The sequence below is a fragment of the Pseudomonas sp. GM41(2012) genome, assembly GCF_000282315.2.
Lineage (GTDB): Bacteria > Pseudomonadota > Gammaproteobacteria > Pseudomonadales > Pseudomonadaceae > Aquipseudomonas.
Genome location: NZ_AKJN02000008.1, coordinates 224,459 through 239,656 on the forward strand (window position 1 = coordinate 224,459; position 15,198 = coordinate 239,656).

Annotated in this window: 18 protein-coding genes and 2 pseudogenes; 13 read left to right on the plus strand and 7 right to left on the minus strand. The window is 56.4% G+C overall.

All coding sequences use genetic code 11. The features are described from left to right. The first annotated feature begins 156 nt into the window (after window positions 1-156). The gene (locus PMI27_RS07230; protein ID WP_008152974.1) at window positions 157-1,488 is read left to right on the plus strand and encodes an MFS transporter; all 1,332 of its coding nucleotides are present in this window, start codon (window positions 157-159) and stop codon (window positions 1,486-1,488) included. A 79-nt stretch (window positions 1,489-1,567) separates the two neighbouring features. Here PMI27_RS07230 and PMI27_RS30685 read toward each other — a convergent pair. Continuing rightward, window positions 1,568-1,744 (minus strand): annotated as a pseudogene (locus tag PMI27_RS30685) (DMT family transporter); the annotation flags it as partial. Between PMI27_RS30685 and PMI27_RS32165 the strand changes: the two are divergent. After that, window positions 1,744-1,914 (plus strand): annotated as a pseudogene (locus PMI27_RS32165) (LysR family transcriptional regulator); the annotation flags it as partial. The pseudogenes PMI27_RS30685 and PMI27_RS32165 sit on opposite strands and share 1 nt — an antisense overlap. Window positions 1,915-2,027: 113 nt before the next feature. On the opposite strand, the gene PMI27_RS0229705 reads toward PMI27_RS32165, so the two are convergent. Further along, window positions 2,028-2,219 carry a hypothetical protein gene (locus PMI27_RS0229705; protein WP_008152977.1) on the minus strand — a complete coding sequence of 64 codons (192 nt, stop codon included), beginning with the start codon at window positions 2,217-2,219 and terminating at the stop codon, window positions 2,028-2,030. A 54-nt stretch (window positions 2,220-2,273) separates the two neighbouring features. Here PMI27_RS0229705 and fos point away from each other — a divergent pair, with 54 nt between their 5' ends. From fos to PMI27_RS07210, 5 genes are all read left to right on the plus strand, one after another. After that, window positions 2,274-2,690, plus strand: a complete 417-nt coding sequence (gene fos / locus PMI27_RS07225; RefSeq protein ID WP_008152980.1) for a fosfomycin resistance glutathione transferase — start codon at window positions 2,274-2,276, stop codon at window positions 2,688-2,690. Window positions 2,691-2,752: 62 nt separating this feature from the next. Further along, window positions 2,753-3,391 (plus strand): LysE family translocator, encoded by a 639-nt coding sequence (locus tag PMI27_RS07220; RefSeq protein WP_008152981.1) that lies wholly within the window; start codon window positions 2,753-2,755, stop codon window positions 3,389-3,391. Between the two features lie 85 nt (window positions 3,392-3,476). Then, window positions 3,477-4,826 carry a sensor domain-containing protein gene (locus tag PMI27_RS07215; RefSeq protein WP_008152983.1) on the plus strand — a complete coding sequence of 450 codons (1,350 nt, stop codon included), beginning with the start codon at window positions 3,477-3,479 and terminating at the stop codon, window positions 4,824-4,826. A 117-nt stretch (window positions 4,827-4,943) separates the two neighbouring features. Next, window positions 4,944-5,102: a KGG domain-containing protein gene (locus PMI27_RS30695; RefSeq protein ID WP_008152986.1), complete on the plus strand. Its 159-nt coding sequence runs from the start codon at window positions 4,944-4,946 to the stop codon at window positions 5,100-5,102. A gap of 73 nt (window positions 5,103-5,175) precedes the next feature. Then, window positions 5,176-5,679, plus strand: coding sequence for a DUF4142 domain-containing protein (locus PMI27_RS07210; RefSeq protein ID WP_008152987.1), 504 nt, complete (start codon window positions 5,176-5,178; stop codon window positions 5,677-5,679). A 46-nt stretch (window positions 5,680-5,725) separates the two neighbouring features. Here PMI27_RS07210 and PMI27_RS07205 read toward each other — a convergent pair whose 3' ends face one another. From PMI27_RS07205 to PMI27_RS07195, 3 genes are all read right to left on the minus strand, one after another. After that, window positions 5,726-6,136: a low affinity iron permease family protein gene (locus PMI27_RS07205; RefSeq protein ID WP_008152989.1), complete on the minus strand. Its 411-nt coding sequence runs from the start codon at window positions 6,134-6,136 to the stop codon at window positions 5,726-5,728. Between the two features lie 157 nt (window positions 6,137-6,293). Beyond that, a complete protein-coding gene (locus PMI27_RS07200; protein WP_008152991.1) occupies window positions 6,294-6,833 on the minus strand; it encodes an AidA/PixA family protein in 540 nt (179 codons plus the stop codon). 124 nt (window positions 6,834-6,957) lie between these two features. Next, window positions 6,958-7,461 (minus strand): inclusion body family protein, encoded by a 504-nt coding sequence (locus PMI27_RS07195; RefSeq protein WP_008152993.1) that lies wholly within the window; start codon window positions 7,459-7,461, stop codon window positions 6,958-6,960. Between the two features lie 436 nt (window positions 7,462-7,897). Here PMI27_RS07195 and tam point away from each other — a divergent pair, with 436 nt between their 5' ends. Beyond that, window positions 7,898-8,668 carry a trans-aconitate 2-methyltransferase gene (gene tam / locus PMI27_RS07190; protein ID WP_008152995.1) on the plus strand — a complete coding sequence of 257 codons (771 nt, stop codon included), beginning with the start codon at window positions 7,898-7,900 and terminating at the stop codon, window positions 8,666-8,668. A 54-nt stretch (window positions 8,669-8,722) separates the two neighbouring features. Here tam and PMI27_RS07185 read toward each other — a convergent pair whose 3' ends face one another. Then, a complete protein-coding gene (locus PMI27_RS07185) occupies window positions 8,723-9,061 on the minus strand; it encodes a hypothetical protein (protein ID WP_008152997.1) in 339 nt (112 codons plus the stop codon). A 440-nt stretch (window positions 9,062-9,501) separates the two neighbouring features. On the opposite strand from PMI27_RS07185, the gene PMI27_RS07180 reads away from it, so the two are divergent. From PMI27_RS07180 to PMI27_RS07160, 5 genes are read left to right on the plus strand one after another with little or no spacing between them, the layout of a single operon-like run. Next, window positions 9,502-10,968: a cytochrome c oxidase subunit II gene (locus tag PMI27_RS07180; protein WP_008152999.1), complete on the plus strand. Its 1,467-nt coding sequence runs from the start codon at window positions 9,502-9,504 to the stop codon at window positions 10,966-10,968. Between the two features lie 49 nt (window positions 10,969-11,017). Continuing rightward, window positions 11,018-12,793, plus strand: a complete 1,776-nt coding sequence (gene ctaD / locus PMI27_RS07175; protein WP_008153001.1) for a cytochrome c oxidase subunit I — start codon at window positions 11,018-11,020, stop codon at window positions 12,791-12,793. Beyond that, window positions 12,790-13,482 carry a cytochrome c oxidase subunit 3 gene (locus PMI27_RS07170; protein ID WP_008153003.1) on the plus strand — a complete coding sequence of 231 codons (693 nt, stop codon included), beginning with the start codon at window positions 12,790-12,792 and terminating at the stop codon, window positions 13,480-13,482. The genes ctaD and PMI27_RS07170 overlap by 4 nt, the downstream gene beginning before the upstream one ends. Before the next feature lie 6 nt (window positions 13,483-13,488). Further along, the gene (locus tag PMI27_RS07165; protein ID WP_008153005.1) at window positions 13,489-14,202 is read left to right on the plus strand and encodes a heme-copper oxidase subunit III family protein; all 714 of its coding nucleotides are present in this window, start codon (window positions 13,489-13,491) and stop codon (window positions 14,200-14,202) included. 13 nt (window positions 14,203-14,215) lie between these two features. Next, the gene (locus PMI27_RS07160) at window positions 14,216-14,533 is read left to right on the plus strand and encodes a cytochrome C oxidase subunit IV family protein (protein ID WP_008074510.1); all 318 of its coding nucleotides are present in this window, start codon (window positions 14,216-14,218) and stop codon (window positions 14,531-14,533) included. 32 nt (window positions 14,534-14,565) lie between these two features. On the opposite strand, the gene PMI27_RS07155 is transcribed toward PMI27_RS07160, so the two are convergent. After that, entirely contained in the window at window positions 14,566-15,126 is a 561-nt protein-coding gene (locus tag PMI27_RS07155) for a hypothetical protein (protein ID WP_008153007.1), read from the minus strand. Between the last annotated feature and the right edge of the window lie 72 nt (window positions 15,127-15,198).

Sequence of the window (15,198 nt, forward strand, 5' to 3'; positions counted from 1 at the left end):
CGCGATGACTGAGTCACATCCAACATTGATGTCGACTGACCCACCGCAATCGTCGGATCGCCGCCCGGACCAAGCTCGGCTCCTACAGAAAGCAGCATCTCAACCAGACAACAAAAACAATCGGACACCCACGGGCAGTCCGCCTGGAGAACCATCATGAGCCTTAATGTACTGGAGGCGGGCGCGAGCCCGTCCGTTAGCCACGACGAAGAAAAAGCCCTGGTCAGCAAAGTCGCCTGGCGCCTGATGCCGTTGATCATGGTCTGCTACCTGTTTGCGTTTTTCGACCGCATCAACATCAGCTTCGCCAAGTTCCAGTTGCAGACCGACCTGAGCCTGAGCGACACCGCTTACGGCCTCGGCGCCGGGTTGTTCGTGGTCGGTTACGTGATCTTCGAAGTGCCGAGCAACATGATGCTGTACAAGGTCGGCGCCCGGCGCTGGATCGCCCGGATCATGATGTCCTGGGGCCTCGCCACTGCGGCCATGGTCTTCGTCAATAGCGAATGGCAGTTCTACGCGCTGCGCTTTGTGATTGGCGCGATGGAGGCCGGTTTTGCGCCGGGAGTCCTGTATTACCTGACGCTGTGGTTCCCGCAGCACTATCGCGGACGCATCACGTCGATGTTGTTTCTGTCGTCGGCGTTTGCCGGTCTGGTCGGCGCACCGTTCTCCGGGCTGGTGCTGCAACACCTCGACGGCTTCCTCGATATGCGCGGCTGGCACTGGCTATTTCTGCTGGGCGGCGTGCCTTGCATCGGCCTCGGCTTGCTGGTGCTGACGTTGCTCAAGGACCGCATCGAAGACGCCCATTGGCTGACGCCGTCAGAGAAAACGCTGCTGGCCAGCCGTATTGCGCACCATGAACCGCACAAGAGTGGCGGCTCATTGCTCGCCGCGCTGCGGATTCCGGGTTTCCTGACTCTCGGGCTGATCTACTTCCTGATTCAGGTGGCATCCTATGGCTTGAACTTCTGGGCCCCGCAACTGATTCGCAGCGCCGGCACCGAGAGTCCGGTGATGATCGGTTTGCTGACCGCCATCCCTTACATCTGCGGCGCCATCAGCATGGTGGTGATCGGGCGGTTGTCCGACTCGACTGGCGAGCGACGCAAGTTTGTCGCAGGTCTGGTTGCGGTGGGCGCGGTGGGGTTCTTCTGTGCGGGGATCTTCGCTAACCACACGACCTTCCTGATTGTCGCGCTGGGCTTGCTCGGTGCCGGGATCATCGCCTCCATCCCGAGCTTCTGGACCCTGCCGCCCAAACTGCTGGCCGGTGCTGGGGCAGGGGCTGCTGGCGGGATCGCGGTGATCAACACCCTCGGCCAGTTCGGCGGCATCGTCAGTCCGGTGATGGTGGGGCGGATCAAGGACCTGACCGGCAGCACCACGCCGGCACTGTATGTCATCGGCGTCGCTGCGCTGATCGCCGTCGCGCTGCTGCTGTGGGGGTTGCCGCAGAAGCTGCGCACGCTCGACAAGTTTTAAAAGATCGCCCCCTTCGGCAGCTCCTACCTGGGACCACGCATCCCTGTAGGAGCTGCCGGAGGCTGCGATCTTTTGATTTTCAAGAGGCTGCAATCACCGCTTTGGCCGGTGTAGCGCTGAACTGAATCAACACCACTCCCGCCATTAACAACACCGCCCCAAACACCCGCGGCAATGTCATCTCCCGCTCCACCAACCCAAACCACCCGAAGTGATCCAGCACTAGCGACGGAACCACCTGTCCTGCCAGCGCCAGTTGCTTCCCGAGGGGTGCTCAACATCAATGAGCAGTCGTTGATCGTGGTCCCCCCGCCGTTTCACATTCCGTCGTTTACGTTTGTGTTGGTTTGGCACAAGCGGCGGGGTGGGGATCAGGCGTTGAACTGGTTGAATGGGCGGATTGGGGAGGGGATTGGACGCGGTTGATGACGCAATGCTGTTCACTTAAACGTGGTATTTCAGGTATGCCTGCATTTGTGGCAAGGAGGCTTATCGGAATGCCGGTAGATGACGAGTATTTTTGGTTTGAAAGCGGCGCATCAGCTGATGTTTGTCACCCACTTGCTTAAAACCGCTTTCATTTCTTTTGGGCTCGCGAAATCACCGCTATCCGCTTCAGTCAGCGCTTGCTGGATTTCGTCGAATAGCAAGGCCTGGTGTGCTGAGTGCCTGTGCGATATGTCTGCTGTATAAAACGCATCGCTGTGTTTTTTGGTTTTAGGCTTTTCCACTGCTTTTGCGCTCCAGATACCGTTGGTTCAGAGCATACCCGTGAGGAAATAAAATTGCTGACAGGCCTCAACCACCTGACCCTCGCCGTCACCGACTTGAACCGCAGCGTGGCGTTCTATCACGACCTGCTGCAACTTCAGCTTGAAGCCACGTGGGACACTGGCGCCTATCTCTCGCTGCCGGGTCTTTGGTTGTGCCTTTCCCTCGATCCACTGCGCAACTCTGAACCCGCCGCCGAATACACCCATTTCGCCTTCAGCATTAACGCAACAGACTTCCCGCTCTTCGTCGAACGCCTGCGATCCGCCGACGTCCGGGAATGGCGTGATAACCGGAGCGAAGGCGCATCCTTCTATTTCCTCGACCCAGACGGGCACAAGCTCGAAGCCCATGTCGGCGACCTGGCGTCACGGCTGGCAGCCTGTCGTGAGCGTCCGTATGCGGGAATGAAGTTCTTCGACGATCTGTAAGTCGGGTTCCGGGAACCTGAGATAGACTTGCGTGCATTCGCCCAGCCTCAACAGGACATCCAATGACCCCATCGCTGCTAATGGCTGTTCTCGCCTCTGGCTTTATCTACGGCATCACGCCGGGGCCGGGTGTGTTGGCGGTGTTCGGCATCGGTGCGGCGCGTGGTCGGAGGGCCGGGGCGGGGTTTCTCTGCGGGCATTTGCTGGGGGATGTGGTCTGGTGCAGCACTGCGCTGATCGCGATTGTCGGTGCGCGGGAAATCGGCAGTACCGCATTCGATGTGCTGGGAGTACTCAGCGGGCTGTACCTGTTTTGGCTCGGTCTGCGCGCGGTTCGCGCTCGTCGCAGCAGTGACGAAGCACCTCAAGGCCCGATGCGGCAGCCGTTTTGGCACGGCATTCTGTTTGGCCTGACCAATCCGAAGGCTTACCCGGTGGCGGTAGCGACTTTTACGGCGCTGCTGTCCAGCCGTGCCGAATTGCTGCACTGGTCGATGCTGCCGTGGCTGATTGTCCTGAGCTTCGTCGGTGGCCTCATGGCCTACGCTATCCTCATTGGCATTGTCGGTGCGCGGCAGGTGCGCATGTTGTACCAGCGCCATGAGCTGTTGATTACCCGGTTGTGTGGGGTGATGTTTATCGGATTCGCCATCAATGCCCTGGCGCATGCATTGCCGGGGCTGGTGACGAACAAGGCGTGAGGCTGATTGCAAGGAGGCGTCAGCTGTACTGATGGGGCAGGGAAGGTTCTTTATTGCTGCATTGGCCGGACACGCTCACCGCACTATGGCAACCAGAAATTCCGCGCCGTTGGCGAGTTACATTGATCTCTTGCTGGACGCCGTCTGTGCGGTCGACAAACAAGGTCGCTTCGTATTTGTCAGCGCGGCCTGCGAGCGTATTTTCGGTTATACCCCCGAAGAGCTGATCGGCCAGCCGATGATCGATCTGGTGCATCCCGCCGATCGTCAGCGCACCCTCGATGCCGCGCGGGAGATCATGGGCGGCGACCCCAAACTCAATTTCGAAAACCGCTACCTGCGCAAGGATGGCCGAGTGGCGCACATCCTCTGGTCGGCACGCTGGTCGGAGGTCGATCAACTGCGCATCGCCGTGGCGCGCGACATCACCGAGCGCAAGCAGGCCGAATCCCGGCAAGCGGCGTTGTATGCGATCTCCGAAGCGGCCCACGCGACGGAAGATTTACTGGCGCTGTTCAAGCGCATCCATTTGATCATCGGTGAATGGCTGCCGGCGCTGAATTTCTCCGTGGCGTTGTATGACGAACACTGTGCACAGCTGAATTTCCCTTATCACGTGGACGACCTGGAACTGCAACCCGAGCAGCCCGGGACTGTCACCGGACGCCTCTGTGCCGAGGTGATTCGCAGCGGCCAGCCGATTCTGCTGACCCCGGATCAGGACAATTTGCCGGAAGGGTTTGAGGCGCTGGTCGCGGGCCAGCATTCGCCTTGCTGGCTGGGTGTGCCGTTGAGTTCACAAAACGGCACCATCGGTGCGCTGATCGTTAAAAGTGTGCCCGGTGGTGAGCGCTACACCGAGCAGGACAAGGAACTGCTGCAATACGTTTGCGCCCAGGTCGCCACCGCGATTGAGCGCAAGCAACTGCATGCCCGACTGCAGCGCATGGCCCAGTACGACCAGCTGACTCAGCTGCCCAACCGAGAGTTACTCCGTGACCGGCTTAAAGATTCACTGTCGCTGGCGCGGGCGGACTCCGGCCGAATGGCACTGCTGTACGTCGACCTCGACCGCTTCAAGCAAGTCAACGACACCCACGGTCATGCGGTCGGCGACATGCTGCTGCAAGCGGTCGCCAACCGGCTCAAAGGCTGCGTGCGAGAAACCGACACGGTGGCGCGTATCGGCGGTGATGAGTTTGTAGTGTTGTTGCACAGCATCCACGCCTCGGAAGACGCCGACAGCGTGGCGGGGAAAATCCGACAGGTTTTGGCTCAACCCCTGCGTCTGGACGGCCACAGCCTGATCATCCAGACGAGCATCGGCGTTGCGCGATACCCCGACGACGGCACTGAAGAAAAGCAATTGTTCCGGCATGCCGATGAGGCCATGTACGCCGCCAAGCGCCAACATCACCAACGCCTCGGGGCCTGAAAAATCTGCCACCGTTCGTCGCGGCGTTTTCAACTTTTCTAAACCTTTGCGGTGATCGAAATTCTGACTCTATGCGGGCTCCTGCTCGCCGCGATCATCACCAAGAGGTAGAGAATCATGCCTAATTCAAGAAACTCGAACTCGGGAAACTTCGCCAACGATCGAACGAAGGCGTCTGAAGCCGGTCGCAAAGGTGGGAAAACTACCACCACGACTGTCGATAAAGACCCTTCGAAACCCGATATGGGCCGCAAAGGTGGTCAGAAATCGAAGTAGCGGTGAAGGTAGTTTTGATTGAGAGGCGGGAGCGTAAGCTCCCGTTTGAATTTTTTACGAGGAGGGCGCGACCATGAGCCGGATGGCCACCCGATTACGCAATGCCAGTTTTGCCACGTTGCTGGGCCTGTGCGCCAGCAGTGCCTTTGCCCAGTCCCCCGCCGAATTCATTAACGATGCATCGGCCAAAGGCATGGCCGATATCGAAGCCAGCCGCCTGGCGCACCAGAAAACCGAATCCAAAGAGGTCAAGGACTACACCATCGTCGTCATCAACGACCGCACCACCGCCAACCAGCACCTGGCGAAAATCGCCAAGCAACTGGATTTGCCGGTGGCTCCGCGCGAAGAGGTCGTCGATAAGGCCAAAGCCTTGATGCCGCAAGTACAGGACGGCGCAAGCTTCGACCAGGCCTACGCGGCCAGTCAGGTGAAAACCACCCAGGAAGCCATCGAACAGCTTCAACAGGCAGCGCAGACCACCGACGTGCCTGAAATCAAAGCCTTCGCCGAAGAAACGTTGCCCAAACTGCAGAACCACCTGCAAATGGCCAAGGCGCTGCAAGCCAGTCGCTAACCCACGAAGCACGCGGGTGCCATCGGGCCACCCGCGATGATCCCGATCAGCATTCATTCAAATCCTGCTTGCCTTTTTCCTGGACGACGGTGCCGTCCAGGGAAATCGTTTCGCCCTCGCCAAGTTGCCGATACTGCTTTCTCAGCGCTTCCAACTGCTTGAGGTCCAGCGCCTCAAGCCCCAGCATCGCGTTCTGCGCCTCCTTCGTCACCCGCAGCAACTCATCGACCTTCAAGTGCAAAATGTCCGTGTCGCGGTTCTGGGTGTTCTGGATCAGGAATACCATCAGGAACGTGATGATGGTGGTCGACGTATTGATAATCAGCTGCCAGGTGTCGTTGAAGTGAAAAATCGGCCCACTCAGACCCCACAGAAAAATCAGAATGATCGCCCCCATGAACGTCTTGGGGCTGCCCGCCCACAGGGCAAGTTTCTGAGCGACTTTTGCGAATTTCATAGCCGTGCTCCTTATCGGGATGCGCCTGATTTTCAGACAGCGACGGCGAGTTGGAAATTCTAATTACATTTGCATGTTCAATAAAAAAACCGGCTCTTGAGGCTAATGGCTTAACTGATCGTCATTAGCCTCAAGGGCCGGTTTTTTGGGTTTCTATTCACTCCACCAACTTCACGTCCACCGACCAACTGAAGTACCCCAATGCCTCGCAGCTTTTATTGATCAGCATGAATTGCAGTTCGCACGCCGCCGCCCCAGCCGCCAATTGCGTGCAGTGCCAATAATGATCATCGGCCGTGTGGCTGCCCGGTTGGGTCGGGTTTTCGGGATCGGGTGCGGGGACTGTCAGGTTGGCGTGAACGACCAATTCAGGCGGTGAAAGTACCCCGGCATTACCTACTGACATCCCGTAGAACACCACGCTGTGTTCGGCGAGCAAGCTGACGGTCCTGCCACGGATGTGGAAGTCCTTTCCGTTGCTGGCGAGAAACGTCATAAGGCTGTCATTTATTGCACTTTGTGGTGTTTGGGTGCCGCTGATGGCAAAGATAAAGCCTTCTTCAATCCTGGTCGGGGTTTCGGGCTCAAGACTGGGCTGCGGATAGCGTGAAAGCAGTGATTCGGCATCGACGATCAGCAGCACGTTATTGGCTGGCGCGATACTCGTCGAAGGGGAGGCAATCGGTTCGGAAGTCATCATGGATTCCTTTCATGATGTTGATTCAAGACGGCAGCCGCATCGGTTCAAGCAAGACATCCCGTCCCGGCCGAAGCGGCAACGAACTCGGTAGGCCCCTCGTCGCCAAGGGGCCTGGTCATCGTCAGTTTCGGATGGTAATGAACGGATCCCACGAGCAGCAGCCTACAATCTTGCAGTCGCGATCAACGATCAGGAAATGGAAGTGGTAGGTCACGCTACCGCACGAAAGTGTTTCCGAAGACCAGTAATGGTTATCGACTTTCTGGCAGCTCGGAACCGACGGGTTGCTGGTGTTGGGAACGGCAACGCACGCTGTGGCCTTGCGGGGCGTGGGTGTGGAGATCAACTCGTTGCCGACGTTGCCAACGAACTTGTAGAAAATCACTGCAGTCTCGAAGCTCTGCGACAGACTGGTTTCACGCCAGCGAATCAAGTCGCCTACCTGGGCTTTCAAGTTGAGTTCGCCACCGGCCTGGCCGCTGACCACGTTGTTCTGATTGGTCACCATGTACACATGATTGACGTCGATTAACGTCGGCGCGGCAGGGTTTTTGCTGATGTTCGGGTAGTTTTTCAGAATGGTTTCAGTGTCGATTGAAACAAGTACATCCGTGACTCGAGACATAGTAAAGCTCCTTGTTCATAGTGAATGCCTGGCATCTTCCAGGCACAACAACGCTTGCTTGCCTTACGGCCGTTGCGAACACACTACGGGCGGAACCCACCTGTCACGGGCATGAGCTGGCCTTGCTCCTTGCGTGCAAACTAACGGGTTCGGGTTCCTTCCGACGGGCCGCGATAGGACTATAGGTGTGAATTTTAGGCTGTCAAAATTGCTTGGCTTCTAGATCGACGAACGGTCGGTTTGGTTATGACTTCAGAAGATTTTGCGATAAAAAATGCTCATTCAAGTCCTCTTTGTACGTTTGCTCCCGTGGGTATTGGCCGGTTAACTGACCGCTTTCGCCATAGGTCGGATAGGGCAAAGCGCACCGGTCGAGGTATCGTAGCGAACCGGTTTTCCGCCTCTTGCTACAACAACGCACCGACAGGAGAACGCAATGAGTTGGTCCGCCAAGCAATACGTCGCTTTTGAAGATGAACGCACACGCCCCGCCCGTGACTTGTTGGCCGCAATCCCTGCTGTAGACGCGCGCTCGGCAATCGACATCGGTTGCGGCCCCGGTAATTCGACCGAGTTGCTGGTTGAGCGCTTCGCCAATGCCACGGTGCGTGGCCTGGACAGTTCGACCGATATGATCGACGCCGCCCGCAAGCGCTTGCCGCAGGTGCAATTCGATACGGCTGATATTGATACCTGGAACGAAAACGGCCCGTTCGATGTGATTTTCGCCAACGCGGTGTTGCAGTGGCTACCTGATCACGCGAAGTTGCTGCCTGCACTGGCGAGCAAGCTGACCCCTGGCGGCAGCCTGGCGATCCAGATGCCGGACAATCTCAACGAACCTTCGCATCGCTTGATGCGCGAAGTTGCAGCCGATGGTCCATGGGTTGGCAAACTGGCGGACGCCGCCGGGCAGCGGACAGAGATGGCAGATGCCAGTGGTTATTACTCGATGCTGCGGGCCCACTGTTCCCGTGTCGATGTGTGGCGCACGACTTACCATCATCCACTTGCTGGCGGCGCGTCTGGTGTGGTCGAGTGGTTCAAGGGCAGCGGATTGCGGCCGTTTCTTGATCCACTGGATGAGGCGGAGCGGGCGCAGTACCTCAAGCAGTATCAAGCGGCAATCGAGCGGGCCTATCCACCGTTAGCCGATGGTTCAGTGCTGCTGCCGTTCCCACGGTTGTTTATCGTTGCGACGCGCTGATGCATTAATGAAAAAGGGACAGGTCCCGCTCTTTTCGTCTGTCCCCTTCACTAGCTAATCAAGCAGCTGATCAATCAAAACCGCGTTGCTATAAATCAAGCTTCCATCACTCGCTCGATGCCCGACCAAATGGAACTGACCGCGCTCGTTGTGTATATAGACGCGCATTTGGCAGTCGGACAAAGGGCCGTATCCCTCTGGCAATTTCAACTCCAGCGTGTCCATGTCGACATCGACCATGGCTTCACGCTCATGGGTCTTCTGCAGGCGTTCTTCCGCGTCCTCCAGCCCCTTATGGAGGTCGCCATCGACGTAAAAATGGATTTCACCCATCGGGGTCGACTTTTGTGCTCCGTTGACTTTGCACCAGCCTTCGATCGTCAAGGCACTCATGACGAAATCTCCGTTGTGGACGGCTGGACTCTATAGCTCTTGGCCGTCACTTGTCTGACCACTATGCATAGGCAAGGACTTTTGCGGGCGCTTTTAGCCGATCTTTGCCTTCCGTAATCAGACCTGATTATAGCTGGCAACCGGGCTTCGCTTACTCGACGTGTTGTCCAGGCGAGAGTGTTGCTTAATAGTTACAGTTATATATAGCGAATCGGTTTCAAGTGATCAAGTTGACGCTGAAGTTGGAATATCCAGACTCCAATGGTTTTCACGAAAAGCGCTTGTTCCGGCCATGAACTATACTTCCTGCGGACTTTGCCACGAAGATAGGTGGTATTTGTCTAGCCTGTTTTGGCGTCAGATTATTATTGATTTGACGATGTTGTTCTGTGGCGATGCTTAGGCGTACCGATGAGTAACAGGAATAGGATGACGGCAAAATGGCAATGGCAATTATTCTTGTACTAATCGTTATTGCGTCCGTGCTGTTCCATTTATTAGCGCCTTGGCATGCGGCACCGCCAGCCTCCAACTGGGGGTCAATAGACACCACCCTGTTCATCACCCTGATCATCAGCGGAATATTTTTCATCGCCGTCACTCTATTCATGGCGGTGGCCTTGATACGTTTCCGTCACAAGGAAGGCGGCAGGGCGGCCTACCAGCCAGAAAGTAAAAAGTTGGAAACCGGGTTGATTATCGTGACCTCGATAGGTATTGCCGCGATGTTGGCGCCAGGCCTGGTTGTTTATGATGATTTCATCCGGGTGCCAAAAAATGCCTATGAACTCGAAGTGGTCGCCCAGCAGTGGCAATGGGCTTTTCGTTTTCCGGGTCAGGATGGAAAGCTGGGAAAGTCAGACATCAAGTTTGTTGACTCGGTCAATCCTCTCGGCCTTGATCCCAAAGATTCTGCCGGGCAGGATGATGTACTAATAAGAAGCAATGAAGTTCACCTTCCACTCGATCAGCCGGTGAAAGTCTTATTGCGTTCCAAAGATGTACTGCACGATTTCTATATACCGCAGATTCGCAGCAAGATGGACATGGTGCCTGGGATGGTGTCGTACTTTTGGTTTACACCGACGGTAATCGGGAAGTATGAAATACTGTGTGCCGAGTATTGTGGTGTCGGTCATTACAACATGCGCGGCTATATGATCGTAGAAGACCGGACCGCCTTCGAACAATGGCTTAACCGCCAACCGACTTTTGCGCAGACATTAACGACGGCTGCCAAACCCAGTCGGGACAGCGTGCTGGAAAAAGGTCGCCAGTTGGTTGAAAAGCTTGGCTGCAGTGCCTGCCATAGCCAGGATGGAACTGCCAGTCTCGGCCCGGGATGGAAGGGGCTGTACGGCCGCACTGAACAGCTTGCCGATGGGACCAGCGTGCTCGTCGATGAGGCCTACGTGAAAGAGTCGATCCTCGATCCGAAGGCTCGACTGGTACAGGGTTATCCGCCAGTCATGGTGGCCTATACTCTCACTGAAGATGAACTGGGTGCTGTCGTCGCCCTGATCAAATCACTGGGTGTCGCGCAGCAAGAACCTTCTATCGGCGAAAAACTGGACGGAGGTGACGACTTGGCGACGCAGGGGCAGCGGCTGGCCCAGTCGCTCGGCTGTCTGGCCTGCCACAGTGTCGATGGCAGCAAGGGCGTCGGCCCCAGCTGGCAGGGCCTGTATAACGAGCCCGTAACCCTTGCCGACGGTTCGACGATAAAGGCCGATGAGGGCTATATAAAAGAGTCGGTGCTTAATCCCGGTGCCAAAATCGTCAAGGGCTACGCAGCCATCATGCCGGCCTTTACCCCGAGTGATCAGGAGTTGAACGCACTGATCGCTTTTATCAAATCCAAAGCGAATGCCGACGCTGATACGAGCAAGGCGGAGCCAGGGAAGTAGCCGTAAAGCAGCCAGGAATGCACCGAAACTTCGACAGGAGGATGACGTGATGGCCTATGCGGAGCAAGCCGAAACAGAAGCACTACACGAGCCCAAAAGTTTCCTGACCAAATATATCTGGAGTCAGGACCACAAGGTCATCGCCATTCAGTATTCCTTGACGGCTATTTTCGTGGGCGTTATCGCCGTGGTGTTGTCCGACTTGATGCGCATACAGATTGGCTTCCCCGGCAGTTTGGCGTTCATGGACGCCAGTGCTTACTATCAGGCGATGACCATGCACGGCATGATCATGGTCATTTATTTGCTGACGGCCTTGTTTCTGGGTGGCTTCGGTAACTATCTGATCCCGCTGATGGTGGGCGCCCGCGACATGGTCTTCCCCTATGTCAACATGCTGAGTTACTGGTTCTACCTGCTGGCGGTAGTGGTGTTGCTTTCCAGTTTCTTTGTTCCTGGCGGCCCCACCGGTTCGGGCTGGACGCTCTATCCGCCACAGTCCATTTCCCAGGGGACACCGGGGGTCGAGTGGGGCATCGTCATGATGCTCGTCTCACTGGCGATTTTTATCGTCGCAGCCACCATGGGCGGGTTGAACTACGTCACCACGGTGTTGCAGGCGCGCACGCACGGCATGACATTGTTTCGCATGCCGCTTTCCGTATGGGGCATTTTCATGGCCTCGATCATGGCTTTGCTGGCCTTCCCGGCGTTGTTTGTCAGTGCGGTCATGATGCTGTTTGACAAGCTGTTGGGCACCAGCTTCTTTATGCCGGCGATGATCTCGCTGGGGCAGCAGCTCGATCACCAGGGTGGCAGCCCCATATTATTCCAGCACCTGTTCTGGTTCTTCGGCCACCCGGAGGTCTACATCGTTGCGCTCCCTGCGTTTGGTCTGGTCTCCGATTTGATCAGCACGCATGCGCGTAAAAATATCTTCGGCTACCGAATGATGGTGTGGGCCATTATTGCAATCGGCGTACTCAGCTTTGTGGTCTGGGCGCACCACATGTATGTCAGCGGAATGAACCCGTACTTTGGCTTTTTCTTCGCCGTCACCACCTTGATCATCGCGGTGCCGACCGCACTGAAAGTCTACAACTGGGTGCTGACCCTGTGGCGGGGCGACATTCATCTGACCGTGCCGATGCTGTTTGCCCTGGCCTTTATCGTCACCTTCCTGGTCGGCGGTCTGACCGGGTTGTTTCTCGGCAATGTGATCGTGGATATACCGCTCTCGGACACCTATTTCGTCGTCGCCCATTTTCATATGGTCATGGGGGTCGCACCGGTACTGGTGGTGTTCGGCGGTATTTATCACTGGTTCCCGAAAGTCACCGGGCGCATGTGGAACGACACCCTGGGCAAGTTGCATTTCTGGATTACCTTTCTGGGCACCTACGCCATTTTCTTCCCCATGCACTATCTGGGTTTTCAGGGGATGCCACGCCGCTACTACGCCTATGAAAACTACGCGTTCATCCCGCAGTCGGCGCATGAGTTGAATGCCTTCATTACGGTGATCGCATTGGCCGTCGGCGTTTCCCAGTTGTTGTTCCTGTTCAACCTGGCCTGGAGTGCATTCAAGGGCAGGCCCGCAGGCAGTAATCCCTGGGGCGCGGCCAGTCTGGAATGGCAAACGCCGAACACCCCGCCGATACACGGTAACTGGGGAGCGAAGCTGCCGGTCGTGCATCGCTGGGCCTATGACTACAGTGTGCCGGGGATAGGGCAGGATTTCGTTCCGCAGACAGTCTCCGCCGAGGAGTTGGAGCAGATGCGGCAACTGAGTGCCGGAACCAAGATAGCGGACGTTAGAACATGAGCAGGTTGCTATTGAGAAACGCCGACGGCGCTGACCCCGGCGGCAGCTGGAATCGCGATCCGGAGGGTATTCAGGCCGGCGAAGGTGCCGATCGAAACCAAATTGCAAGAACAGGCCTGCGCTTATTTCTGGCCGTGGTGAGTTCGTTATTCTTTCTCTTCTTGCTCGCCTTTATCGCCCGTTCACAAATGACTGACTGGCTCCCCCTGACAGAGCCCATGGCGCCGTTAGCCAATCTAAGGCAGTTATGGCTGAATTCGGTTTTTCTGGTAGTCAGTTGCGTCGCACTGCAGTGGTCGCGTATGGCCGCCCGACGGGGGCGACTGGGTGCAACTGTGATGGGTTTTGCATTGGCGGGCGTATTCGCCATTGCTTTTCTGGCGGGGCAGTTCTGGGTCTGGCAGCAGTTTGTCGCCTGGGGTTACTTTCTTGCCAGCAATCCGGCCAACAGCTTCTTCTACCTGTTGACCGGCCTGCATGCGCTCCACCTGCTGGGCGGGCTGATAGCCTGGGGCATCATCGTTGCTAAATACCTGCAGCGCGTGCCGTTACCGCAACTTAGCGCCAGCGTAGAGCTGTGTGCCATCTATTGGCATTACTTACTGGGTCTTTGGTTCGTGCTATTCGCTTTGCTGGCCAGCACACCGCAAACCTATGAAGCCATCGCCAGATTCTGCGGCCTGAGGTGAAAAGCCATGGCATCGCACCCACTTTCCCCAAGCGAGACCAGTTCATCCAATCCACCCGGCTCACCGCTTGTACCAGGATGGGAGGGCATCGCCAGCGACTGGTCCTCGGATAAGGAGGCTTTCAAGCAGGTGCCTTGGGGCAAGGCGATGATGTGGATATTCCTGCTCAGCGATACGTTTATATTCACCTGTTTTTTAACCGGCTACATGTCGGTTCGCATGACCATCACCAGCGCCTGGCCGAACCCCAGTGAAGTGTTCGCATTGACGATCGGCGGCAGAGAAATCCCGCTCATTCTGATCGCCATCATGACCTTTGTGCTGATCAGTAGCAGCGGCACCATGGCCATGGCAGTCAATTTCGCCTATCGCCGTGATCGTGCGAAAACCACTGCCCTGATGCTGGCGACCGCTGCCTTGGGTGTGACCTTCGTCGGCATGCAGGCATTCGAATGGAGCAAGCTCATCGCAGAAGGCGTGCGTCCCTGGGGGAACCCTATGGGGGCGGCGCAGTTTGGCGCCAGCTTTTTCATGATTACCGGTTTTCACGGACTGCATGTGTCAATCGGCGCCATCTATCTCAGCATTGTGGCGTTGAAAGTACTGCGGGGAGATTATGAGCGCTCCGGAAACTATCAGAACGTCGAGATAGCCGGGCTTTATTGGCACTTCGTGGATTTGGTGTGGGTGTTTATTTTTGCTTTCTTCTATTTATGGTAGAGGAGCACGGGTGATGGCACATGCTCAAGGTCAGCAACATCCAATCAGCTTGTACCTTAAAATCTGGGGGCTGTTATTCGTCCTCAGCACGCTGTCGTACCTTGTCGACTATTTCCACTTTCATGGTTACCTTCGGTGGTCCCTGATTATCACTTTCATGTTGTTGAAGGCAGGTTTAATTGTCTCCATCTTCATGCATATGGCCTGGGAACGGTTGGCCATGGTCTACGCCATACTGGTGCCACCGTTGTGTTTGCTGGTGCTCGTCGGACTGATGGCCACCGAGGCGGACTATGTATTCCTCAGCCGGGTTATTTCCTTCGGCCAATAAGCAGCTTCCGGATGGCCATCAGTCTCCAGGGGCTATCCCGATATCACTCGCTTGAACTGATGCCACTTGTGCTGCCAGGCTACTGTCCAGTGGGGGGCGGCCGTTCCCGTGCCGGCAATCTCCAGCGCTGGGTGATGTTCGATAACCCCGTCCAATACCGACTCCTGAGCCGGCTCGACATCTACGAAGAAAATATGTTTTCCCTCTTCTACCACCTGTTTAAAACTGCGGAAGTGAGTGTTTGGCACCTGAATACCAAAAAAACCGCCTTCCCAGATGCAGAAGCCACATACAACAATGGCAAGAAAGATAAACGGCATCCAGCCTGCGGCGGATTCGGTCCAGCCCAGCCAATAGGCGCCGCCAAGAACCAGCGCCGCGAGTGGCACACCGATCACTGCACCAATTTCGCCAGAGCGGACAACATCCTGCTCCATTAACGAGGTAATTTCGTGAAGGTGATGTTGTTCAACATCGGCAACGTGCTGACTGAGCACATGAATTTGTTCGGAATTAATGCCGCTGGCTTCCAGCTCAATTTCAACGGCTTCAAGATCGTCGAGGTTGTTGCTGATGTAATAGTGTCGATTCATGCCACACCTCCCATCTCGCGCTTGCCGTAGACCTCCTTTGTCTTGCAGCTGCCAGTCGAGATTTGCAGTCGG